This is a genomic window from Spirosoma sp. 209 (assembly GCF_002006735.1).
Lineage (GTDB): Bacteria > Bacteroidota > Bacteroidia > Cytophagales > Spirosomataceae > Spirosoma > Spirosoma sordidisoli.
This window is the reverse complement of record NZ_MVEC01000022.1, coordinates 45826-70475: the sequence shown is the minus strand read 5'-3', so window position 1 is coordinate 70475 and position 24650 is coordinate 45826. Positions and strand designations below refer to the sequence as shown.

Genomic DNA, 24650 nt, shown 5'->3' with positions numbered 1-24650 from the left:
CAAGTGATCGTACGATGAAACTGTTGAAAGTGGCCGCAGGGGCGTTGAATCAAACGCCCCTGCATTGGGAACACAACACCCGAAATATCATTGATGCTATCCAAGCCGCACGGGCACAGCAAATCAGTTTGTTGTGCCTGCCGGAATTGTGCATTTCCGGCTATGGCTGCGAAGATGCTTTTTTCGCCCAAAATACGGTGGATCAAGCGGTGGCCTGCCTGCTCGAAATTGTCGAACATACCCCCGGAATCCTGGTCACGGTGGGCCTTCCGATCCGGCACAATAACCGGATATTCAATGCGGCCTGTTTGTTGGGAGATGGGCGAATCTTAGGCTTTATTGGCAAACAGCATTTGCCCAACGATGGCATTCATTACGAAGAGCGATGGTTTCAGTCCTGGGCAGCCAATCAACAAGCCGAAATTCAGGTGGGGCAAGCCACCTATCCGTTGGGGGATTGGGTGTTCGAGGTGTCGGGCCGGTCCGCCGGTGCGGTTCGCATCGGCTTTGAAATTTGCCAGGATGCCTGGATCGCGGGTCGGCCTGGCCGGGTGCTCTACAAGCGGGGCGTCGATATAATCTTGAACCCTTCGGCCAGCCATTTCGCCTTTCTCAAATCCGAGGTGCGCGAACGGTTGGTGGTCGATGCATCCAGAGCGTTCGGAGTCAGTTACATTTACACGAATTTGCTGGGAAATGAGGCTGGGCGTGTCATCTATGACGGGGATACGATGGTGGCTTCCAACGGCGTGCTGCTGACTTCGGGGCCGCGTTTGAGCTACGAAGATTTCGTGCTGGTCTCGGCGGTGGTGGATGTGGAAGCCACCCGATTGCGTCAAATTCAGGATCGGGGGCCGATTGCACGGGCTGCGTCCGACTGGCTCATCAAAACGAGCTTCGATTTTCCGGCTGTTGAACCGCTCAACCAAAAAGCGGAACTGGAAGCCTGGGAACGGGGGGGCTACCTGAAAGAAGAAGAATTTTCTCGTGCGGTAGCCTTGGGGTTATTCGATTATCTGCGTAAAAGCCGTTCGCAAGGCTACGTGCTGTCGCTGAGCGGTGGGGCCGATTCGTCGGCCATTGCTGCTCTGGTCTTTTTAATGATCCGCATGGCGGTTGAAAATATCGGCCTCGATGGTGTCAAAAGGAAGCTCGGCTACATCCAGACGATTCAGGAATGCACCACATCGGAAGCCATCGTGGGACAGTTGCTGACGGTTATGTACCAGGGCACGGAAAATTCGTCCGACGATACGTTTCAATCCGCCAAGGAATTGGCCGACGATATTGGCGCGCGGTTTCTCTCCATCCGCATTGATGGCTTGGTGGAAACCTACCGGGGGCTGATCGAAGAACAATGGGGCCGTAAACTCACCTGGGAAACCGACGATATTGCCTTGCAGAACATTCAGGCCAGGGTGCGGGCACCCAGCATTTGGATGCTGGCCAATTTAAGCAATGCGCTGTTGCTGACGACCTCGAACCGTTCGGAAGCCGCTGTGGGCTATGCTACGATGGACGGCGATACAGCAGGCAGCATTTCCCCCATTACCGGCATTGATAAGCATTTTTTGCGAAGCTGGTTGCGCTGGCTCGAAACCGTCGGGCTGAACGTCAAAAACGCCTGGGTATCGCCCGACCGTAGCGGCACGGTGTCGGAGCCTACCGAAGCGAATTTGATTCAGGTAAAGGGACTGCGGGCGGTCAACAAGCTACAACCCAGCGCCGAACTCCGGCCACTGGACAAAAAGCAGGTCGATGAAGACGATTTGATGCCCTACGATGTGCTGAATGCCATCGAGGAAGCCGCTATTCGAGACAAACAATCTCCCTTGGAATCGTTGCGAATTGTCCGTGTACGCTTTGCGGACAGATACGAGTTGGTGCAACTCGCCTTTTGAGTGGAGCGGTTTTTCAGACTATGGAGCCGCAACCAATGGAAGCGCGAGCGGTACGCGCCTTCTTTCATGTTGGACGATCACAATCTTGATCCGCGCTCCTGGTGCCGCTTTCCCATTTTATCGGGCGGATTTGACAGAGAACTAAAAGGAATGCTCGACTGGCTAAAGGAACAGGGAAGATAAAACACGTTTTAGCCTATTTCGGAGCGTTCTGATTTTTTTAGAACTCTGGCCATCGGGCGACACGCAAAAAGGGAGCAATTTGGCTCCCTTTGTATTTTACTGGGTTATCCAGTTTTCGGTAGTCGAGTAGGCAAGGGGTGAAATGCCCTTGCCTACTCGACTACCTCTCTGTACGGCCATAATCGGGGGAATCGTTTTCGAGACGCTGCAAGTACCCGTGTAATTCGCCCTGAAGCTGTGAATAAGCTGGAGCATCGACAACCGACAAATGATTGAGCTTTTTACCCAGCGCAGTTAACTGATGCTGAATCACGCGCCCGTTGCTCTGGTAGGGCGTTACTCTGACACTGGTATATCGCCATGCGCCCTCCCGTGTGTACTCCACCAGGAAATTGCCCTGCATCTGTGCATGGCCGGGAACTGAAATTAAACACAGCATCCCGGCACCAGCAAACCAACATAGAATCTTTCTCATACGCTGGGAAACTTAGGATCAGTCGAACAGGGCAATTATCGAGCGATGCGTAAGGCTTCCGCGTAGGCATCCGGCAATTCGCTTTGCCCAACGGCCTGGACCGCTTTCTCTACATTATAAGCAACGCGCACGAACTCCACGGCAACCCCCTCGCGTGAACCTGGCCGCGCTGTTTCGTCTATGGTCAGCAGCACATAACCGGCTCTCGGATCACCATCCTTTGGTTTGCCCACTGAACCGATATTGATGGCATGACGGAAATAGGTCGCTTCACCCTCCGGCTCCGCACTGACCACTTTATGAAAGGGTTTGTGCGTATGACCGAAGCAAAGCACATCCGCTCCCGCTCCCTCGATCACACGCCCCAAACTACGGTCACCCCGATCCTCGAAAAGATATTCATTCACCCGCCGGGGGCTGCCATGCACCAGCAGCAGCGTGAACGGGGTTTGTTGCTGCCAGAGATGGGCGGACGGTTGGCCGCTGCCATCATTGCCCAACTCGAATTCGACCCGAATATGGGTTGGGAGTGTACGCAAATACTGCCGCTCATTGTCGCCTACCTGGGCATTCGTAAAGGCAATGGACACTTTGCCATTTGCCTTTTCCTGCTCCTCTTTGTAGGCGCATCCGCAATCGTCGGAGCTGCGACCGATGCCATAATCATAATTCCCGGCGATGGTGGGAATCCCCCGTTTGCGAATGGTGGCAATCACCTCATTGGGCCAGATGTTGTAGCCGACCAGGTCGCCCAAACAATACACCGCGTCAGGCTGGCGGCTGTCAATGTCGGCCAACACCGCATCGAGCGCGGGTAAGTTGGCGTGAATGTCCGAAAACAGGGCAATTTTCATGCGTGTTTATGAAAGGCTTTTGTGTAGTAGGGAGCAAACTTCTTCTCTTGTTTCAGCGCGAAATTAACCAGCAGAATCAACGCTGGGACTTCGATCAGTGGGCCGATGACAGCGGCAAAGGCCGCGCCGGAATTGATGCCGAAAACGGCAATGGCCACGGCAATTCCCAGCTCGAAATTATTGCCCGCTGCGGTGAAAGCGAGCGAGGTAGATTTCGCATAATCGGCACCGGCTCGTTTCGAGAGGTAGAAAGCCGAAAAGAACATGATGGCAAAATAGATCGTCAGCGGAACAGCAATGCGCACCACATCGAGCGGAATGGACACAATGAGCTGACCTTTCAGGCTGAACATGACCATGATGGTAAACAGTAGCGCGATGAGTGTCATAGGGCTGATGGCAGGCAAAAACCGTTCTTCGTACCACTGGCGGCTTTTCAAGCGGGTGAGAATGATCCGAGAAAACATGCCTGCCAGGAAAGGCACACCCAAATAAATGAATACGCTTTTGGCCACTTCGCCGATGGTGATATGCACCTCATACCCGCGCAAGCCAAACAAGGGCGGTAACACGGTGATGAACAACCAGGCATAGACCGAATAGAACAGCACTTGAAAAATGCTGTTGAAGGCCACCAGGCCAGCCGCATAAAGCCGATCACCACCCGCCAAATCGTTCCAAACGATCACCATCGCAATACAGCGGGCAATGCCGATCATGATCAGACCCGTCATGTAGTCGGGTTTGTCGGGCAGGAAAATGACCGCCAACCCGAACATGAGCAGCGGGCCGACAATCCAGTTTTGCACGAGTGATAGGCCCAATATTTTGGTGTTGGCAAATACCTTGGGCAACTCGTAGTAGCGCACCTTCGCCAAAGGCGGATACATCATTAAGATAAGGCCGATAGCGAGGGGTACATTGGTTGACCCGGAAGTAAACTGATTAATAAAGTCCTGCGATTGGGGTACGAAATAACCGATACCCACCCCGATCAGCATGGCTAGAAAAATCCATAGCGTCAAATAACGGTCAAGAAACGAAAGACGGGGAGTACTCATAATTGATTCGGAATTAACGTGCGTTTCATGACAATAGCCGACGACGGGCATAAACCACTGAATTGCTGCGTCTGTTGGATAGCCGTAGGCACTTCCTGACGGTCAACGGGTTGAAAGCCGTGACGTTCAAAATAACGGTCGGCTGACGTAGTAATTAGATAGACTTCGTTTAGGTCTGTTGACTTCGCCGTATCGAGCAATTGGCCGACTAGTTGCGCGGCAATCTGCTTGCCCTGGTGCTGTGGATCGACGGCCACCGAACGAAGTAAAGCAACCGGGCCGAAGCGTTCCAAACCGGCTACACCGACGGGGGTTTCCTCGCTTTTCGCAATGACAAAATCAGAAAGGCCGGTTGGCAAATCTTCGGTCAGCAATTGCCCTTGCTCTAGCAAGGCAATGACAGCCTCTTTGTCGGCTGGTCGAGCGGATGCGATCTGTATGGCCATAGCTCATTGCGCGATGGGTTCACCCAAGCGGTTTTCGATGAATTCCTGACTGTAAGGTTTGATTAAATCGCGCACCCGGCGGAAGGAGGTCAATTTATCTTCACCTGGCCGGTCCGCCGGTGCGGTGTGGCCAGGGTCGGGAAAGCTATGGTGAATCTTCTCCGAGCTCGATGGAAAAAAGGGACATTGCTCGCGGGCATTGTCGCACACGGTGATGACATAATCGAAGGGGATATCCACGTATTCGTCGGCATGGTTCGACGTATGATGCGAAATGTCGATGCCATCTTCGGCCATCACTTGAATGGCCAACGGATTGACCCCGTGGGGGGCGACACCCGCACTATAAACCTGCGCCCGATCTCCAGCGAAATATTGCAAATAGCCTTGGGCCATCTGCGAGCGGGCGGAATTGCCCGTGCAAAGCACTAGGATTTTTTTCATGGCTGTTTTGGGGTTGGGTTTAGTTGCAGCAACCAGGAGGGCAACAAGCCGCTGTGGCCGCTCCTTCGGGTTTTTGGGCAAATACCGTGACGCTGTAGATGCCCTTGTCTTGTTGGCGATAATCGGCGATTTCATCCGCCGACAGGTAGTTTTTCAGCACATCATCCGGCAATGCGATTTCCCGTTCTTTCTGCACGGTGATGTTGGTAAAACCGTTCTCCTCAATGAGCTGCAAATAGTTGCTCTTCTGGATGGCACCAGAGACGCAACCCACATAGAGTTCGGCGTCCTGTTGCAAGCCTGCGGGCAGCTCTCCTTTCAGCACAATATCGGAGATGCTGAAATGACCGCCCGGTTTCAAAATGCGGAAGGTTTCGGCCACAGCTTTTTGCTTGTCTGGAACCAGGTTCATCACGCAGTTGCTCACCACGACATCCGCCAAATTGTTCGGCAATGGCATGTCCTCGATGTCGCCATAAACGAATTCGACATTGGTAAAGCCCAAAGCCTTCGTATTCTTGCGGGCGCGGTCGATCATGGCCGGGGTCATGTCCAGACCGATCACGCGGCCCGCTTCGCCGGTTTCGGCACGGGCCACAAAGCAGTCATTGCCTGCGCCCGATCCCAGATCCACCACCGTATCACCGGGCTTGATTTGCGCGAATTGCGTGGGCAGGCCACAACCCAATCCCAAATCGGCTTCTGCCACGTAGCCGTTCAGCTCGTCATAGCCCACGGTCATATCAATGGCCACGTTGGCGACTGTTTCAGGCCCACAGCACAAGGTGGGGCCACAGCAGCCATTGGCATCAGCCGGGCCGACGGTCGGTTGTTCAGCAATCGCACCGTATTTCTGGCGTACAACTTCTTTGATTTGCTCGGCGGTTTCCATACGCTTTCCTATTGGTATATTGTAATATTACGATTGATTCAGGCAAAAAAATACCTGCCGAAGCGTCGGCCCGGCGTTGACTAGCAGCAGGTCACAGGCACAAACGTGTCAAACAAGGCTCCGAATGCGCGTTGGGCTTCCTCCCAAACGGGGGGATTGATGCAGTAGCACACGCGGGGCGGATTGATTTCGCCCTGAATGATGCCGATGCGTTTCAGTTCTTTCAAATGCTGGGATACGGTCGCTTGGGCCAAATCCAGCTCGTCCACCAGGTCACCACAAACGCAGGCTTTCTTGGCAATCAGCAATTGCAGGATGGCCACCCGTGCGGGGTGCGCAAATGCTTTCGCCAGATCCGCGATGCGGTTTTGCTCTTCGGTGAATATTTCGGTTTTGGTCAGTCCCATGCCCCAAAGGTAACAGGTTTTTTATTCATTGCAATATTACGATGAATAAAATTTATGTGCCGATCAAATCGCCACCTTCACTTTGGAGAAAACGTAGAAAGTTTCCGTGGCAATTTGCTTGCACCGCTCGTCATATTTGGCGGTTTCCTGGGGTGTGCCATCAAAGGCTTTCGGATCGTCGTAGGGCGTCGCTACCCGCACCGCTGCGCCTTTCACGATGGGGCATGCCTTGTCGGCCTGTGAGCAAGTCATGATCGCCAGGAAATTGCTTTGGGGATTGCTGGCGTCATCGTATTTTTTGGAGAACGCTTTGATGGGTTCTACGCCAGACGCATAATTGACGGCATACATTGGGTTTGACCCTTCGGATACTTTGGCAATATCGAACCCCGCTCGTTTGCAAGCCGCGATCGCCCGTTCATTAAAGGCACTGACTTCGGTTCCACCGGAAAAGGTTTTCACGTTGGGCACGCCATAATAAGCTGCGGCTGTGGCTGCCCATAATTGGCCAAAATGGCTGCGCCGGTAATTGTGGGTACAGATATAGGTTAACTGGACAGGCTCTTTAGCGTTTACCTTCTGCTGGATAAACTCCGCTATTTTGTCCAATTCGGCTTTGCGGTCTTCCGGGATTTTAGAAAAATCTGGTTTGATGCCATTGATGTAGGTCACTAAAGGACCATTCAATTCCGTCTTTTTATCGGGATCATTGCCCAACAAAATGGCGGTTATAAACAATAAGCTTGTTGGAAATAGGCAGAAAAGCTTCATAGCACAGTCTTATAAATTATCACTTACAAACACAAAATTGGCTTTCATCGTAAAGTTACGATTAATTTAGTATTCGTGTCAAATTCACGAGTAATCACTCGTCCGACTATATCTTATGTAGACCTGTTTAAAGAACGAAACCTAACCATGACTTTTCATAGCCCTACCTTGGGGTACTGACCGTTACAGTTTGAATTTGAGCGTTGAAGCAATCGATATTTTTTGACAAGCCACAACAAAAACCTTAAATCAGATAGTCTTTCAACAGCTTAATTAATCATCCAAGTGTCTCTTTAAACGCCCGATTATTTTTGACTGTCGGCGAACAGTTGACGTTTGCGTCAATTCTAGCCTAGCTTTATCTAAAATAGGTATCTGCTCCGGCCTTTAGGTTTGTTAGCTGGTAAGAAACCAAGATTTGGGTAGCTTGCCAGGCAGACAACCGAGCGGGCTTTCCTAATGTCTCCGGCCAGGTTTACGTCCTATGGGCTGATTCAGGTCCCGCTCGGTCTTTCTTACCCAACCTCGAATAGAAATTTGGATTCTCAGGTCCGTTAGCAAGGTAGCGAGTGATGAGTAAGCGTCTGATTGTCGAACCCTAAAATTAAGCACTTCAATGAATATTCGTCATTTCATCGGTATCGATGTATCGAAGAATACTTTGGATTGGGCGGTTTATGCCAATCAAGGTATCATCTGGAAAACTCAATCCGAAAACTCGCCTGTAGCGATCCGACTTGTTATTAAACAGCTCCAAGCTTTACCTAACTTTCAGATCGCACATTGCGTTTGTTGCCTTGAGCACACGGGCATTTATAATGCTCATGCCTTAGAAGTACTTTTCAAAGCTCAGTTTCCTGTTTGGTTAGAAGCTTCATTGCAGATTAAGCAAGCCAGCGGATTACAACGAGGTAAATCAGATTGTGTTGATGCCCAGCGCATTGCCGAATATGCCTGCCGGTTTCGCGACCAGATTCGGCTCTGGCAACCACCCCGACCCGCGTTGAAAAAGCTAGCTGAACTGAGTCGGCTTCGTCAGCGATTGTTGGGTATGCTCAGTCAACTACGAGTGCCGCTGGCGGAGCAAAAACGCTTCGGTGACAAAACTTTAACGGTCCAATTAGGCCACTACTGTAAAGGTTCGTTGGCCGCTTTGACCAATGACTTAAACGAGGTTGAAAAAGCGATTAAAACCCTTATTTCGGGCGATGATATCTTGAAAAACTTGTTCGCCTTGACAACTTCTATTCCCGGTATTGGCTTGATAGTAGCCACCGAAATCATAGTGGCTACCGATGAAATGAAAGCGATTACTGACCCCAAAAAATTAGCTTGTCATGCGGGTGTTGCCCCCTTTGAACACTCATCGGGTAGTAGTGTTAGGAGAAAAACACGGGTCAACCATCAAGCAAGAAAGTCATTGAAAACCTTGCTTCATATGGCAGCAATGTCGGCACTACAAGTAAAAGGGGAGCTCCAGGTTTATTATCAACGAAAAGTAGGTGAAGGAAAGAACAAGATGTTAGTTATCAATGCGGTTCGTAACAAGTTGATTCATCGGGTATATGCCGTCGTGAAGCGGGGTGAAAAATATGACAAATTTTATTCCCTTTCCCTTGCATAGACCATAGAAATCAGTCCGGTCTCGAATCAACGTTTAATTTTCAGTGATACGGCTGAGTTTGTGAGATCATAATTTGGCAAATGACGAAATCTGTACTTTTCCGCAGAACTACCCAGGCTTGCGTAGATAATAGGGACGTTCTACCGAATCTGAAAAGACCACCCTTTACTCACCTCCTGCCGAATTCGTTTCCGATGGCTGTAGACTTGCCAATACCCTACTCCCACCCCGGCTCCAATCACTAAACTAAGGCCAATACGGGGTGCCGATGAAGGGTCTCTTTTGTCAATGAGGGTAATAATGGTGGCTCCAATAGCCAATCCCGCTGCAACACTGGACAGCAAGCTGGGTCGCCTTCGTAAACCCATGATCTGGCTAACGGCTATTTTTTGATTTGCCACTGAAGAAAGGCTAAGGTCAACGGAGTCTCGCGTAATGCCGATGATTTGCCCCGAATAGATGTCACTGCCAAGCGTTGAATTCCGAAACCGGATTTGCACTTGATCCCCTGAATAATAGACCGAAGAGATACGTCTTTTGGGGTTGATTGCTCGCAACAACTGACTAAATACGGGTAAGTCCATCAAGAGGAAAGTAAACAGCAAAACCACTTTTTTCATAAATAAATGTTGACTATAAATTCTAAGCATAAACCACTATCAACGCACAGAATTAATCACAGACAAGTGTGTCTAAACTGTCAAAAACAAAGAATACACCTTACATTTACTTCCTCAAGGGAAGCCATTGGATTTTCCTTATAGTGTGAATAGACGTAAAATAGACCAGCTATGTTGATCTAATTTTTTAGTGGTGGTGGGGTAGGCATAACTTAATTTTTGTGAAATTGACTCCGGACCGAACGAGCATTGAATACACTCCGTCGTGATTGATACCAAATTCATACAGCTAACCGGTGCCAAATTTGCAGGGCCGCCGGAGCAGTCCGTTTTTTTAGATGAACCCTTTATATCCAGTCCAGCGGATTACGGTCGGGTGCGTTCAGGTCGCGGTACGTAGCGGGGGTCAGGCCGGTTACCTGTTTGAATTGATTGGACAGATAGGATAAGCTGCTATAGCCTAACTGCGTGGCAATTTCACTAATTGACAACTCCCGATAACTCAACAATTCTTTGGCCCGTTCGACGCGCTGCATGATCCAAAACCGCTCAATAGTGATGTGTTCGGTGGTCGAAAAAATATGGCTAAGGTGGGCGTAGTCTTTACCGAGTTGTTGGGAAAGATAATCAGACAGGGTAATATTCAACTTCGCAATCTGTCCGCTTTGAATAAGGTCGATAATCAGTGATTTAATCTGGTTAACGGTTCGGGCGTTCCGGTCGGTCAGCAGCTCAAAGCCCAATGCCGCTAATCCCTCCTCCAGCACAGCCAGCTCAATCAGGGTTCCTTCCACAGCCGCCCGGCCCAGTTCGATATGGCGAACCACGTACCCCTGTCGTTCGAGTTCCTGCCGAACCGCCCGCACGCAGCGGTCGCAAACCATGTTTTTGATATGAAGTTCCTGAATGGCCATTATAGACAAATTTTTGCGCCCGGCCATCCTGAGAAATGGCCAGGCGCAATCCCTTAAATTACTTCTTTCACCGAACCGCACTTCAGCATCTTGTCGCCATAATACGGGTTGCGAACTTCTTTTTTGTCGCTCAACCAGGAGGCTCCTTTACCGTTGGCAGCCATCGGGCAGAACTGCACGTAAGACTTGGCGGGTTTGGTGGCTTTGGCCAGCGAAATCATGCTGGTGGAGAGCATCTCGAACTGCGCCCGCTGATCGTCCACGTCGGTTGATTTGCCGATGGCGGCAGCGTGGGTTTTAGCCATCATTAAGGCTTTTTTATCGGCGGCTGAGAGTTTGGCAGCTTCGACCTTGCTCAGGGCTGCGGTCAGCGAGGTAGCCTGCGCTTTGGCTTTGGCCGCATCGGTAGCAACGAGTGCGTCTTTTACGCCGTAGTAAGCAGTCAGGGCGGGGGCGGTGTCCTGCGCCGAAGCAGCCACCGAAACAAAGGAGAGACTCAAAGCCGCCACAGCGAACCGTAAGGCGGAGAAACAACTGGTTTTCATCAGTGTTAAAAAATTAAGTGAAACAACTAGTAAACGGTAATTGATTTAAGTGACTTACCTGGCATTAGTTAACCCGGAAGTTGAGCATCATGCCATCGTCCTCGTGTTCGAGGTTATGGCAGTGGAAGACGAACAGGCCGGGCTTCGTAAACTGGGCGATAATGCGAACCCGCTCGCCGGGCATAACCAGAACGGTGTCTTTCCAGCCCTTTTCGGTGGCATACAGCGTGTTTCGCCCACCAACCCGGTTCAACACCTGGAAGAACGTACCATGCAGGTGCATGGGGTGGGGTTCATCGCCCTTGCTGTTGTCAAACTCCCAGATTTCCGTGTCGCCCAGCTTAACCGTTTCGTCAATCCGGCTGCCGAGGTACGTTTTTCCACCGATGGTATGCATGCCGCGCATCGGCATACCGTTCATGCCTTCCATGGCAATACCGATGTCGAACAGGCGGGTTTTGGTCGCTGAAGCCGTTGACAGGGGCGAGACCATTCCAAGTGCTGCGGGCAGTTGAAACGGGTCGGTTTCGGCTTTATTGACCGCAAATTTGAGAATGTTGAATGCCTGACCGCCCTGCGAGGAAGCTCCGGTAAAGGTGTCGCTTTTCAGAAACACATCGGTTCCTACTGGAACCTTACTAAAATCCACCAGCAGGTCGGCCCGTTCACCGGGCGATAACAACAGGGCCGTCGTTTGCTCAGGGGCCGACAACAGACCACCATCAGAGCCGATAACCCAGAAGGGGGCGTTGTTACTCAGGGCCAGGTTATAGATGCGCCCGTTGGAGCCGTTGACAATTCGTAGCCGGTACATCCGGGTCGAGACCGGCTGAACGGCACCGGCAACGCCATTAACGATGATCGTTTCGCCCATGTAACCCATCATTACGTCGTCCATACTGGGGCTGTAGGTGGGCGCGCCGTTGCCATCTAACCGCTTATCCTGAATTACCATAGGCAGTTCGTAATTGCCCGATGGCAGGTTCAGCGCGCGTTCGGCGGGGGTCTCGACGATAATCATGCCCGCCAGCCCCAGATTCGCCTGTTTGCCGGTTTTCTCGTGGGGATGCGGGTGATACCAGGCCATGTTGGCGGCCTGATTCAGCCGGAACGAATAAGTGAACGAGCCGCCTGCTTGTACTAACTGAGTCGGATGGCCGTCCATCTCGGCAGGCACCAGTAGCCCATGCCAGTGGATATTCGATTCTTCATCCAAGTTGTTGGTGAAACGCAGCGAAACATCGGAGCCATTCTGTACCCGAATCGTTGGCCCAAGCATACCGCCCCGATACCCCAGCACCCGGGCATTTTTACCGGGCAGAATGGCATCAATGACCGATTTGGCCGTTAACTGACCGGTGTTCGTAATCGTTTCAGGAAACCGAAGGGGTGTCGTGAATGGAATTTCGGTTACCGATGGCCCCATGTTTTCCATGCCGGGAGTCATGTTCATGCCCGACATATCGTGGGTATTACAACCCGTCAGCAGCGACGAGCCGGTAACAGACGCAACGGCTCCCAGACCCAGTGTTTTTAAAAAGTCCTGTCGATTCATGACTGAAGTGTAATTGGTTTAGGGCGATTAACTTTCTTTCGTCGGAGTTGGGGCGAGGAAACAAAATAGAGCGCGAACCCTGACGTGATGGTTAACAGGCCCAGAATAGAGAAAGCCCGCAGTAAGCCGTTGTTGATGTCGTCGCGGCCTTCGTAGTCCATCGTGTGCAGCATCCACAACAGGTCGAATATTCGCCAGGGATCGGTGCGAACGCTCTGCACGGTGCCCAACTGAGCCGCCACATATACCGTCGCGTGCGCCGGTTGCCGAAACGTTATGGCGTAGGCAGGCAGGGGTTTTTCGCGGTATTCGTGGTGGCCGTTGGTACTTGTCAGATACTCGACTCGCTCGACGGTAGATGGCCCCGCGAAGCGTTGTCTGGCTAACGCAGTAGCCTCCGCCTGCGTCAGTTCACCCCGGAGTTGTCCCGTCGCTGCGTCAGCTAACTGCACCTGCGCCATCGCGTGACCATTGCCATGTTGCATTCGGTAGTTTAGCTGGTAGATAGGCTGGTTCAGCACCTCAATAAGGGCTATGTTCAGGATAGAATCGACACCTTTTTGCTGCAAAGACCGAAGTGGAACCGACGGGGAAACCAGCGACATCGAAGCCGACAATCCGACAGCCGGGCGTTTGAGGTGGTCACCGTGGATGTCGTCCAGATTCGACCAGCTAAAATACAGCCCGCCCACCGTCCAGAGCAGAAACTGGATGCCAATGAACACCCCCAGGTAGCGGTGCGTTTTGCGAATGCGTAAATGCCAGGTTCGATTCATTCTCACTTACTTAGCTTCCTCTGGATGTTTGTGTTCGTGTCGATTTCCATCAGCAGCCCCTTCTTCATGCTGTTCGAGGTATGCCCCGCGCGGCCCAATACCGTACTGGTACGTCAATGCTCCGCCCTGATGCCCGGCCAGCCCTACGGCAATACCGGCCCCGACGAGGGCAATTGCCGTAACGCCCTCCAGCCACTTCAGCGGTCGCCAGAGCGTTACGCCTTTCAGCAGCGTACCGGCCAGCCCCAGCCAGAGGGTGTAATCGGCATAGGTTTCGTGGGTTTCTAAGGCTACCTGAGCAGCCTCGCTCAACCCATCCGTATGCGGATGCACAAACGTACCAGCCACGTATGCCCCCGCCGTTCCACCAAGGGCAACCAGGAAGGTCAACCAGTTCAGCGGACTGGATGGTCTGATCAGGGCAACCAGTTGCAGCAGCGCGGCCAGCAACAGCAGGATGATGGGCGCATGAACAACCATCGGGTGATAGGTTGGGTAGTCCGCTAAGGGGGCAGGCATGGGGGCCATTGCCTGCACCTCGTCCATGTGCATACTATCGGTAGCCATACCCGCGTGAGTCATCGGCCGGGCCGAGGTCATGGCCGAATCGTGTCGGGCCGAGTCTATGGGAGCTTTCTTCTTTTTGTGGCCGCCATGCCCAAAACTGAATTGTACTGACCCAACTAAAAGCAGCAGTACCCAGATGATGTGTCGTTGTCTCATAATCGTAGTATGTGTTAGCTAATCAGCCCGTATAGAAGGGACCTTATTATCCAGATTTATTGCTTATGTGTGTGCCCAGCCTGAAAGCAATGCAACGCACAAGCCGAGCCTTTGTAGCTGTCGTGTACGTTACCGATCTTTTTACCGTTCGCATCAACGATGTCGCAAGTCTCATCGGCGTTGTCCTTAATGGTGAACATCAGGTCGCCGTTGGCATCCATGTATGTTTTGCCATCTTTCCCCATGCGACCCATTTTTTTACCCGTTTTGGCATCTACTAAGTTGCCTTGCCCATCCACGAAAGCGATTTTCTGGCCCTTAGCATCCATAATCATCCGGTCTTTGGAAACCGTGCCAACCGTAGCGCCGGTGCCGTCTTTAACCTGCCCACTGGCATTGATGCTCATGGGATTTTTGTAGTTGGCTGACTGGGCCAGCAACAGCGAAGGCGTGCCCAACAGCAGGGCGAACAGGGCAAAAAACAGGGATTTGGTTTTCATCGTATTGTCGTTTGATTAATGTAGGTTGGTTTGACTGCATAGTACAAGGCCATTGTTCCAAAAAGGGTGTTGACTTGTCCGGTCTGAGTAATCTGCCGAAAACCACCATCGTAGAGCATATTTGGTATAAGCCCGCGTCCATTTGCCCTGGTTGTATCAAAACCGTCAAAGAGTTGAAGCCCGTAGAACAGCAGCCGCATGGCATCGTTGGCGGGTTTCCCCCAATCCGCTAAGGCAAGTGCGCCACCCGGTATCAGCACCCGCCACATCTCCCGGATTGACTGTTTTTTGTCTGTATCCGACAAGTGATGGAGCAATAAACTACAGGTCACAATGTCCATGCTTCCATCGGGATAAGGGAGGGCCGTCGAAAGTCCCTGTTCCAATGTGACGGGCCACCCGGCGTGGGCGTGTTTTTGCCTGGCTATTGCCAAAACGGTCTCGTCACCATCAAGACCAAAAACGCTGGCATCAGGAAAGAGCCGATGCAACAATAGGGCTTGTGTCCCCGTACCGCAACCGACATCCAGTACGTAACGCGGCTTTTGATCCCGTATTGGGTCAAGCAACAGCATTCGGAAGCGGTCTTCCCGCATGGTCAGGGCCATGATTTGGTCGTAAAACCGGGTCAGGCCGTTCCAACGCAAGGCTGGTTTGTAAGTCGGAGAAGACGTTTTCATAAAGTCACAGTTTCTTCTCCCACCCGGCAATGAGTTGATTGTTGAGCGTGACGTACTCGGTGAATTTTTTCTCGGCGGCTAATTCCGACGATTTGCGGGCGGCAGCTATAGCCGCTTTATAATCGCCTGTCTGGGCCAGCAACTTAGCCTGGAGGTGCAGGTAGTGGAAGGCCGGTTTGAGGGTGGCGGCTTTGGTGGCCCAGGCCAACGCCTGTTTCGGGTCTTTGCCCGCGTCAAAATAATACAGGGCCGACTGGTAGAACACGCCTGGCTGCTCGTCGGTAGCCGAGGCTGTGCGCTTCTGAATATCCGCCATAATCCGTTCGTCGGCGTTGCTCACCATCGGAAAATGCACCGACGTGTTGGCCCAGGTCAGGTACAGGTTGGCCTGATTTTTCACCACATCCTGCACCTCAATGGTGAACGATTCGTAGAACCGCGCCGACGAATCGGGTTTGACGGTAAACCGCAGTACATCGTTTTTTGCGTCGTAGCCCGTCGTGCCGTGCCCTTCGGTGTAGGAGTTCAGAATCACCGTCCACTCGGTGCGGGTCGGGATGGTGAAGAGCGAATACTTGCCGGCGGGCAGCGGTTTTCCGGCCACGGTTATCGGGTCGGAGACGGTCAGGATGGTGGCATCCGACGCGCCGGTACGCCACAACTCGCCGTAGGGAACCAGCTTGCCGAAGATGACCCGGCCCTTCACCGCCGGGCGGGAGTAGTTGATAGTCAGGTCGGTAAAGCCGATTTTCTGCATCACCGTAGCCGATGGCGATGGTTCGGGCATACTCAGTTGGGCCGACGCGGGCCGGGCCATTAAGCCAGCCAGCAGGGCAATGGCCAGCATTGATTTTGTTAAGGAATTGGTCATGTGAATTGGTTAGATTAATACTTAAGCACGATGCCGTTGGGCTTCTTGCCAACTGAAATGTCTTTGATTTTAGTGCGCTTGGCTACGTCCAGAACAGACACCGTTGCGGCTCCCTGATTGGTGATATAGGCCGTGGCTCCGTCTTTGGTGAAAACAATAGCGTGGGCATCCAGGCCCGTCATAACCTCGCCCATCTTCATCCAGGCTCCATTCATTCGCTCGAAAATGACCACTTTAGTACCCGTCCCGGCCTGACTGACCCAGAGTTCGTTCCGGGTGGGATGATAAGCGGCATAACCCGGTGTAAAGCCCAGTTTCACGGTTTCGACCACAGCCAGTGTGTTCACATCAATGACGCTGATGCTTTGGCCTTTTTCATTATCCACGTACATTCGGCCATCCGCGCCCGGCCAGGCACCAACCGGGTCTTCACCAACGGCAATAGTCTTTGCCACCGACTTGTCAGACACCTTGATAACGGTTACTGAATTGCTCATGCCGTTGGCGACGAACGCATACTGACCATTGGACGACATCGTTACCTCGGCGGGTTCCATACCGACCGTAATGGTATTTTTCAGGGCCATCGTACTGGCATTGTAAACCAATACCTTGCCGGTCATATCCATTTGGGAAGTCCAGATTTCAGTACCATCGGGCGAGAACACCGCGTTATGGTTCATCACCGGCGTTTGCTGATTCTGGGCTGTTTGGCCCGTTACCGGGTTAACGACCAGCACGCGGCCATTCATGCCGGTTGTGCCCCCCGTATGCCCGCCACTAAGGTCCATGCCCGGCACACCGATGCCCAGCTTGCTGCCATCGGGCGAGAGGTAGATATGGTGCGGCCACATAATCATGTTGCTCATGTTCATGCCCGGCATGGAAGCGTCCCCAAAGGAGATGGTTTCTTTCACCTGTTGCCCTGTCAAGTCAATAACCGACAGGCTATTTCCCTCGGCATTGACCACATAAGCGGCAGGATAGTTGATGTTCAGCATTGGCTGAGTTGCGTTCATGTTGTCCATGTTCATGCAACCTGCCAGGGGGACAAGCGGCAGCAGAGCCACCAGTTTAGTGTACTTAGTCATTGTCTTAATTGGTTTGTTGAACTGTTTAGAAATACCGGATTGCCATACGACGGATGTATATCCGAACAGAAATCAGACGATGCCGGGGAAGAGACTACATGCCAAAAACCACTGACCAGGACGCACTGATGCGTCTGCCAGCGGTAATGGCACAAACAAATCGGCTCAAATAAGCCAACTACAGAGGGAGGTTAATCGGAAACGCCCGGATCGGATTAAGGGGTCGTCAGGCTGTTGGGGAGCGGATGAAAGTTCACTAACCGGTAATAATAAGGATAGGAACCGCGCTAACTGAATAAAAGGAGGAAGATCACTAACAACCGGATTTACCTGAATAGCGTGAACCGAGTTCGACTGTTCAGTTTTTAAATGCTCGTAACGAGCGACTTCCTTACAACAGGGTGTTCTGTGGATTCTCCGGGTTGATTTGTCTTGCGGACAGGCAGCCTCATCCGAACAGGCTTTCAAACACGCCTTAGACATTAAACGGGTCTCGACCTTCTTGCCACTCATCAGGCACCAGTGGTCCACTACGGCAAAACCACTGCTGGCAAACAGCACGGACCCCGCCAGCCATAAACAGAGCAGACGAGTGAACCAGGACCGATGGACAACAGGGTTTTTCACGCTGCAAACATAGGGGTTATTCTGAATAAGTGTTGTTGTAAGATTTTACGAGGGGCTTACAAAACTTTTCGTTTGGCTATCAAAGTCAGCCGTTTACTCCTATTATCCTATCGAGTGGTCTGAGAAGAAAAACCTTACTTCATGCGACCTGTTCATCTCGTAGAAACAAAACCTCAAATCTATTTCCATTATGACAACTGCCTTAGCTCCCCAACAGTATCAGGATTGTATTGAAGCCTGCCAGGCCTGCGCTGTTAGCTGCGATGCCTGCGCCGAAGCCTGTCTGGGCGAACAGGATATAATGATGATGGTGGATTGCATCCGGCTCGACCGGGACTGCGCTAAGATCTGCTACACGGCCATTTCGTTCATGGCCAGTGGCAGTGTTCACGCGGCTGATGTATGCCAGCTTTGCGCTCATATCTGCGAAGCCTGCGCCCAGGAATGCGAAAAACACGCCGACCATATGGACCACTGCCGAGCGTGTGCCGAAGCCTGTCGCCGTTGTGCTGAGGCTTGCCGTAAGATGGCAGCGGGAGCGCATAGCATGGCAGCCTAACCAGTATTTATTCCATCAAAAAGCCCGTAACACAATCCGTTTACGGGCTTTTTGATTCAGAGCTGCACTATATCCATCATCACCTGTCCGTCATCTTCCCAAACGCATACGGCTCCTTGCTTCCCAATGGCAACGCTGGGTATCATCCCTTTCCCCAGTGGAACAGGTGTTCTATTACTTGCTTTCAACCAAACCGTGCCTCCTTCATCCCAGGCCAGTGCTGTCCCCGATGGACTGGTAGCGGCTGTTACGTTCCGACCCGTTGCTACGGCTTGTTCGGGTTCGCCGGGCCGACAGGTGTACAGCGTATTTTCCCGTCGCCAGACGGTAAGGGGTTGCGTCGGTTTTGAGGAGTTTGTTGTTAAAATTACCGCCCCGCCATCCATCGGGCAGGCGTTTAGCTTCCAGGTACCTGTACCCATCTTTTGGGCCGAATCAAACGTCACTCCGCCATCGGCTGAGTGAACAAGGTACAGGTCGCGGGAGCCGCCAAGCCAGTTGCGAAACTGGATGTACACCTCGTTTTGGTTGGCTGCTACTGATACTTTGCAGCACTCACAGACAGTGCCATCAGGTGAACGGTAAACAACCCGATTGGCAGACCAGGTGCGTCCCCCATCATGGGAGGTTGCCATCGCGAGTTTGTTTCGCTTATCGTCCCGCAAGTCGAGCCAGGTTGTGTGGAACGTACCTGTTGATGCACCGGCTACGGCTTGAAAGCCTTCTTTCGCAATCTCCGGCACGTCATTAATCCTGACGGCAGGAGACCATTTACCACTTTGACGATCAAGCGAGTATGCAAACACATCCCCCTCTCGATTAACGGCTGTAATAACGATGTATTTTTCGGTAACAGCCATTTGTGGCCCCCGTTTAGCCCCGGCTACTAAATGTGGTAACGTTCCCACAACAACCGCCTTGTTAAACGGAATGGATTTTTCACTGGCTATTGCATAGTAAATGGTTGAATCCTGACCATAGACTAAATGCAAGATCCCTTTTGAATCAGCAACGACGACGGGTAGATGCCCCCTTGCAACTCGCTGACCTATGTTTGAGTGTTGCCCTATTATGGAAAGGCTACAAAGCTGAAGTGATAAAAAGAGCAAATAACGCATGGTTTTGAAAAGCACTTAGGTTCACCCTTCTACTTGATACTGTAACCTAATGCCCGGTTGCCTGGCTTTTTTTGAGTTTTCTTTTTGACACCCGGTTGCATACTATTATGTCGTACCTTTGTGGCTGTGAAGTGGTTGACAGTCATATTGTCCGTTTATCTCCTCGGTCTGTCTCTTTGGCCGTGTGCAGATGAACCGCTGCTCCCCGTTGGGCAGTCGGGGATAGCCATGATTGGGTCGGCTTCAACCACGGTATCGGATCGGTCCGACGCATCGGCCAGCCATCATCACGAACAGGATGCCTGTTCGCCCTTTTGTACCTGTGCCTGTTGTGCGGCTACAATTACCATCGCCCCCCAATTCCACTACTCGCTTACGCCTTCGGTCGAACTTATCCCGATGGATGTAGTCTTGTTTCACTACGTTTCGGCTCACTTGGCCGACCCATTCTCTGCCATCTGGCAACCACCCAAACTTCGGGTCTGAACACCTCAGCGTTCACGCCACTATTACGCCTTTTTTGAGGGGGCGGTAGTAGCGTGAACGCATCCTTTATTTTCTCATTCATTTGTTCAGATTCCGTTATGCTGGATTCCATTATCCGTTTTTCTATTCAGAATAAACTCATTATCGGGATTTTCACCCTGGCCCTTATTGTCTGGGGTGGTTATTCGTTATCCCGATTGCCCATCGATGCCCTGCCCGACATCACCAACAACCAGGTGCAGGTCATTACCCAAAGCCCCGCCCTATCGGCCCTCGATGTCGAACGGCTCATTAGCTTTCCCATCGAGCAGACCATGGCGACCCTGCCTGATCTGGTGGAGGTTCGTTCCATTTCCCGCTTTGGCCTGTCGGTTGTTACCGTCGTGCTGAAAGATGGCGTAGATATTTATTTAGCCCGCCAGCAGGTCTTCGAGCGGCTGCAACAGGCCCGCTCCCAGATACCGGCTAATGCGGGCAATCCTGAACTGGCCCCCGTTACGACGGGTCTCGGTGAGATTTATCAGTACGTTATCCGGGCTAAACCCGGCTTCGAGCAGCGATACCCCGCGATGGAATTGCGCTCGATTCAGGACTGGATTGTTCGGCGGCAATTGCTGGGAACCAAGGGCGTGGCCGATGTGAGTAGCTTCGGCGGCTTTCTCAAGCAGTACGAAGTGGCCGTCGATCCGCAGCGGCTCAGGGCGGCCGGGGTGACGATGGACGAACTGTTCACCGCCCTCGAAAAAAACAACCAGAACGCGGGCGGTGCCTACATCGACCGGCGACCCAATGCCTACTTCATTCGCTCGGAAGGGCTGATTGGCACCTTGCAGGATATTGGCAAAGTGGTCGTCCGGCGAAGTCCCAACGGGATTCCGGTGCTGGTGCGCGATGTAGCGCAGGTGCAACTGGGGCAAGCCGTGCGCTACGGGGCCATGACCCGCAACGGGGAAGGGGAAGTAGTCGGGGCCATCGTGATGATGCTCAAAGGAGCTAACTCGTCCGAAGTGATCGGCAATGTCAAGCAGCGCATCGAGCAGATTAAAAAATCCCTGCCCGAAGGCATCGAGATTCACGCCTTCCTGGATCGCACCAAACTCGTCAACCGCGCCATTGGTACGGTCGAGAAAAACCTGCTAGAAGGTGCCCTGATCGTCGTGTTCGTCCTGGTGCTGTTGCTGGGTAACTGGCGGGCGGGACTGGTGGTAGCCTCGGTGATTCCGCTGGCGATGCTCTTTGCCGTATCACTGATGAATCTGTTCGGGGTATCGGGTAACCTGATGAGTCTGGGGGCCATCGACTTCGGACTGATTGTGGACGGGGCCGTTATCATTGTGGAGGCTACCCTGCACCACATTGCCCTGAAAAAATTCCGGCATAACCTCTCCCAGGACGAGATGGACGAGGAAGTGTTTGTATCGGCCAGCCGCATTCGATCCTCGGCGGCTTTTGGCGAAATCATCATCCTGATCGTGTACCTGCCCATTCTGGCCTTAGTCGGCATCGAAGGCAAGATGTTTCGCCCCATGGCCCAGACGGTGGCTTTTGCCATTCTGGGGGCGTTCATCCTGTCCTTAACCTACGTACCGATGCTCTCCGCCCTGCTGCTGAGTAAGAAACCTATTCGGGAAGGTAGTAAAAATATTTCCGACCGGATTATTGGCTTTTTCCATCGGGGATACGACCCGGCCATCCGCTGGACGCTTAACCACAGGGGGCTGGTCGTGGGGCTGTCGGTGGCCCTGTTTGCCGCTACGCTCTGGCTGTTCAGCACACTCGGCGGAGAATTCATTCCCCAGTTGGATGAGGGCGACTTTGCCGTTGAGACTCGCGTCATGACCGGTTCGTCGCTGGCTCAATCGGCGGATGCCTCCCTTCAGGCCGGAAAAGTCCTGAAAGAAAACTTTCCGGAAGTAATCGAGACCATCGGCAAAACCGGCGCGGGCGAAATTCCAACCGACCCCATGCCCATTGAAGCAACTGACCTGATGGTCATTCTCAAGGACCGCTCGGAGTGGACATCGGCCACCAGTCGGGAAGAACTGGCCGAGAAGATGCAGGAAAAGCTCAATCAGATTCCGGGCGTGAGCTTTGGCTTTCTGCAACCCATTCAGATGCGTTTCAGCGAACTGATCTCCGGCGTGAAGCAGGACATTGCCATTAAGCTCTACGGCGAAGACCTGAAAGTGCTGGCTGATTACGCGGCCCGAATCGGCCGCGTCGTCGGAACCGTACCGGGGGCGGAAGACCTCTACGTCGAGCAGGTATCGGGGTTACCCCAGATTGTCGTCAAATTTGACCGCGATGCCCTGGCCCGCTTTGGCCTCTCAATTGACGATGCCAATCGGTATCTCCAGGCCGCTTTTGCCGGGTCAGCCGCTGGACTGGTTTACGAAGGCGAACGGCGGTATGATCTGGTGGTGCGGTTGCAGCAGCAAAGCCGTCAGCGGCTCGAAGATGTGCAGAATCTGCTCATCAGTACGGTGGATGACGAGCAGGTGCCGCTGAGTCAGGTAGCGGACGTTTCCTTCCAGAATAGTGTCAACCAGATTCAGCGCGAAGATGCCAAACGGCGCATTATTGTGGCATTCAACGTGCGGGGTCGTGACGTGGAAAGCGTGGTGAAGGAATTGCAGGGCAAAATTGACAGTCAGATTAAACTACCTGTGGGCTATTACGTGACCTACGGCGGCCAGTTTCAGAATTTGCAGGAAGCCAAAGACCGGCTGAGTATCGCCGTGCCGGTGGCCCTTGGGCTGATTTTTCTGCTGCTGTTCTTTACGTTTGGCTCGGTGCGGCAGAGTTTACTGATTTTCTCGGCCATCCCCTTGTCCGCGATTGGCGGGGTAATCGCCCTCTGGCTGCGGGATATGCCGTTCAGTATATCGGCGGGGGTAGGCTTCATCGCCCTGTTCGGGGTCGCGGTACTCAACGGCATCGTGCTGATCGGGGAATTCAATCACCTCAAAGATGAGACGGATCTGGATTTGCGGGAGCGGATTTTGCAGGGGACAGCCACCCGCTTACGCCCCGTGATGATGACGGCCTTGGTAGCCTCGCTGGGCTTTCTGCCGATGGCCCTGGCCACGACGGCGGGGGCCGAGGTACAACGGCCCTTAGCCACAGTCGTGATCGGTGGGTTGTTATCGGCCACGTTGCTGACGCTGCTGGTACTGCCCTGTCTGTACTGGTGGGAGCAAACTAAGTTTGGGAAGAAGAAACCCGTTGTCGCTCCGGCCCCTGTTGTGGGTAAACTGGCCACCTGGTTGCTGATCGCCGGATTAGTGGGCAGTATAGCCATAAATGCGTCGGCTCAGGTTCCCCAACTGGCGACGGGTACACCGACTATCTCGTCACTCTCGCTGGAAGGGGCACTTCAACAGGCAACTACCGGCAACATAACCGCCCGCATCAACGCGCTCAACGTTGCCCAGCAACAGACGGGTCGCCGGGCAGCCCGCGACATTGGGGCGACTAACTTCTCCTGGACAGCGGGGCAGTACAACGGCCCCAACTTCGACAATAACTTCACGCTCTCGCAAAGTTTACCTAACCCCAAACTCATCCGGCAGTTGGAGCGGGTGGCCGATGCCAATGTCGTCGGCAGCGAAGCGCAGGGACGGGTCAATCTGAATGGATTGCGGGCGCAGGTGAAATCGGCCTACTATGACCTGCTCTACATCGCCGAACGCCGACGACTACTCCGAACGCAGGACAGTCTGCTCGTCGCGTTCCGGGCGGCTACGGAGCTTCGCTTAAAAACCGGGGAAGGAACAGCGGTGGAAGTAGCAACGGCTACCAACCAATTGGGGGAATTACGGAACGCGCTGAATCAGACCGAGGCTGACCGGCAGATTGCCCTGAGCCGTCTGCAAACGTTGCTCAACACCAACCAGCCCGTTGGGCTGGCCGACAGTACGCTCACGCGCCGGGCTTTGCCATTAGTGACGGATTCGGCCACATTGGCCCAGACCCCGGAACTCGCTTTTTTACGCCAGCAAACCGAGATTGCCGCCCGCCAGACGGACGTAGAACAGGCCCGGCTACTGCCTTCCTTTTCACTGGGTTACTTTAACCAGTCGCTGAAGGGTACGTACACGGTCGATAATCAGGAAGTCACCTACGGGGGCGGCAAGCGGTTTCAGGGGTTTATTGCGGGCGTTTCCATTCCGCTCTTTACCCGTCCTCAGCGCGCCCGCATCGAAGCCGCCCGGCTCGGTCAGCAACTCGGCGAGGCCACGCTGGCCCTCACCCAGCGCAATTTACAGGGCGAACTGAATGCCGTTATTCAGGAGGTCCGCAAGTTGCAGAGCAGCCTGAGCTACTACGAACAAACCGGACTGCCTACCGCCCGGCTACTGGCGGAGAAAGCAACCCTGGCGTTTCGGGCGGGCGAAATCGGCTACCTCAACTATTCGCAGGCCCTTACCCAGGCTTACCAGACCCGCGCGGGCTACGTCGATGTGCTGGGTCAATACAATCAATCCGTCATTCGCTTAGAGCAGATTCTGGGCTTACCTTAATACA

22 protein-coding genes and 1 pseudogene are annotated in these 24650 nt (G+C 53.0%); 4 read left to right on the top strand and 19 right to left on the bottom strand.

Translation table 11 applies throughout. The features are described from left to right. Positions 1-14: 14 nt before the first annotated feature. Positions 15-2084: pseudogene (gene nadE / locus B1C80_RS25065) on the top strand (NAD(+) synthase). 160 nt (positions 2085-2244) lie between these two features. Here the strand turns inward: nadE and B1C80_RS28230 are convergent. From B1C80_RS28230 to B1C80_RS25030, 8 genes are all read right to left on the bottom strand, one after another. Further along, entirely contained in the window at positions 2245-2559 is a 315-nt protein-coding gene (locus tag B1C80_RS28230) for a hypothetical protein (protein WP_139361740.1), read from the bottom strand. Between the two features lie 35 nt (positions 2560-2594). Further along, complete coding sequence (locus B1C80_RS25060) at positions 2595-3413, bottom strand: metallophosphoesterase (protein ID WP_077923938.1); 819 nt, start codon at positions 3411-3413, stop codon at positions 2595-2597. Next, positions 3410-4474 (bottom strand): ACR3 family arsenite efflux transporter, encoded by a 1065-nt coding sequence (arsB, locus tag B1C80_RS25055; RefSeq protein WP_077923937.1) that lies wholly within the window; start codon positions 4472-4474, stop codon positions 3410-3412. Before arsB ends, B1C80_RS25060 begins: the two co-directional genes overlap by 4 nt. Next, on the bottom strand, positions 4471-4920 hold the full coding sequence (gene arsN2 / locus B1C80_RS25050; RefSeq protein WP_077923936.1) for an arsenic resistance N-acetyltransferase ArsN2: 450 nt from the start codon (positions 4918-4920) through the stop codon (positions 4471-4473). Before arsN2 ends, arsB begins: the two co-directional genes overlap by 4 nt. Positions 4921-4923: 3 nt before the next feature. After that, entirely contained in the window at positions 4924-5364 is a 441-nt protein-coding gene (locus B1C80_RS25045) for an arsenate reductase ArsC (RefSeq protein WP_077923935.1), read from the bottom strand. Between the two features lie 19 nt (positions 5365-5383). Beyond that, entirely contained in the window at positions 5384-6256 is an 873-nt protein-coding gene (locus B1C80_RS25040; protein WP_077923934.1) for an arsenite methyltransferase, read from the bottom strand. A gap of 80 nt (positions 6257-6336) precedes the next feature. Further along, complete coding sequence (locus B1C80_RS25035) at positions 6337-6663, bottom strand: helix-turn-helix transcriptional regulator (protein WP_077923933.1); 327 nt, start codon at positions 6661-6663, stop codon at positions 6337-6339. A 63-nt stretch (positions 6664-6726) separates the two neighbouring features. Beyond that, the gene (locus tag B1C80_RS25030; protein WP_077923932.1) at positions 6727-7434 is read right to left on the bottom strand and encodes a protein-tyrosine-phosphatase; all 708 of its coding nucleotides are present in this window, start codon (positions 7432-7434) and stop codon (positions 6727-6729) included. A gap of 616 nt (positions 7435-8050) precedes the next feature. Between B1C80_RS25030 and B1C80_RS25025 the strand changes: the two genes are divergently transcribed. Next, positions 8051-9058 (top strand): IS110 family transposase, encoded by a 1008-nt coding sequence (locus tag B1C80_RS25025; RefSeq protein WP_077923931.1) that lies wholly within the window; start codon positions 8051-8053, stop codon positions 9056-9058. A gap of 140 nt (positions 9059-9198) precedes the next feature. Here the strand turns inward: B1C80_RS25025 and B1C80_RS25020 are convergent, their stop codons facing one another. The 10 genes from B1C80_RS25020 to B1C80_RS24975 all read right to left on the bottom strand — a co-directional run bounded on the left by B1C80_RS25020 (position 9199) and on the right by B1C80_RS24975 (position 17333). Then, positions 9199-9678 (bottom strand): hypothetical protein, encoded by a 480-nt coding sequence (locus tag B1C80_RS25020; RefSeq protein ID WP_041618064.1) that lies wholly within the window; start codon positions 9676-9678, stop codon positions 9199-9201. Between the two features lie 347 nt (positions 9679-10025). Next, entirely contained in the window at positions 10026-10592 is a 567-nt protein-coding gene (locus B1C80_RS25015) for an AraC family transcriptional regulator (protein ID WP_041618063.1), read from the bottom strand. Positions 10593-10645: 53 nt separating this feature from the next. Continuing rightward, positions 10646-11137, bottom strand: a complete 492-nt coding sequence (locus B1C80_RS25010) for a DUF3347 domain-containing protein (protein ID WP_077923929.1) — start codon at positions 11135-11137, stop codon at positions 10646-10648. A 64-nt stretch (positions 11138-11201) separates the two neighbouring features. Next, entirely contained in the window at positions 11202-12692 is a 1491-nt protein-coding gene (locus B1C80_RS25005) for a multicopper oxidase family protein (RefSeq protein ID WP_077923928.1), read from the bottom strand. Further along, positions 12689-13468: a hypothetical protein gene (locus B1C80_RS25000; RefSeq protein ID WP_012931294.1), complete on the bottom strand. Its 780-nt coding sequence runs from the start codon at positions 13466-13468 to the stop codon at positions 12689-12691. The genes B1C80_RS25005 and B1C80_RS25000 overlap by 4 nt, the downstream gene beginning before the upstream one ends. A gap of 6 nt (positions 13469-13474) precedes the next feature. After that, a complete protein-coding gene (locus B1C80_RS24995) occupies positions 13475-14191 on the bottom strand; it encodes a DUF2231 domain-containing protein (protein ID WP_012931293.1) in 717 nt (238 codons plus the stop codon). Between the two features lie 56 nt (positions 14192-14247). Further along, entirely contained in the window at positions 14248-14691 is a 444-nt protein-coding gene (locus tag B1C80_RS24990; protein WP_012931292.1) for a 5-fold beta-flower protein, read from the bottom strand. Beyond that, entirely contained in the window at positions 14688-15371 is a 684-nt protein-coding gene (locus tag B1C80_RS24985) for a class I SAM-dependent methyltransferase (protein ID WP_077923927.1), read from the bottom strand. The genes B1C80_RS24990 and B1C80_RS24985 overlap by 4 nt, the downstream gene beginning before the upstream one ends. A 4-nt stretch (positions 15372-15375) precedes the next feature. Then, positions 15376-16242: a DUF2911 domain-containing protein gene (locus B1C80_RS24980; protein ID WP_077923926.1), complete on the bottom strand. Its 867-nt coding sequence runs from the start codon at positions 16240-16242 to the stop codon at positions 15376-15378. 14 nt (positions 16243-16256) lie between these two features. Further along, positions 16257-17333, bottom strand: coding sequence for a YncE family protein (locus B1C80_RS24975; RefSeq protein ID WP_077923925.1), 1077 nt, complete (start codon positions 17331-17333; stop codon positions 16257-16259). An 817-nt stretch (positions 17334-18150) separates the two neighbouring features. On the opposite strand from B1C80_RS24975, the gene B1C80_RS24970 reads away from it, so the two are divergent. Then, positions 18151-18519 (top strand): four-helix bundle copper-binding protein, encoded by a 369-nt coding sequence (locus B1C80_RS24970; protein WP_077923924.1) that lies wholly within the window; start codon positions 18151-18153, stop codon positions 18517-18519. A gap of 56 nt (positions 18520-18575) precedes the next feature. Here B1C80_RS24970 and B1C80_RS24965 read toward each other — a convergent pair whose 3' ends face one another. After that, complete coding sequence (locus tag B1C80_RS24965) at positions 18576-19652, bottom strand: exo-alpha-sialidase (RefSeq protein WP_236648920.1); 1077 nt, start codon at positions 19650-19652, stop codon at positions 18576-18578. Positions 19653-20221: 569 nt separating this feature from the next. Here B1C80_RS24965 and B1C80_RS24955 point away from each other — a divergent pair. Further along, the gene (locus B1C80_RS24955; RefSeq protein WP_077923922.1) at positions 20222-24646 is read left to right on the top strand and encodes a CusA/CzcA family heavy metal efflux RND transporter; all 4425 of its coding nucleotides are present in this window, start codon (positions 20222-20224) and stop codon (positions 24644-24646) included. Positions 24647-24650 lie beyond the last annotated feature (4 nt).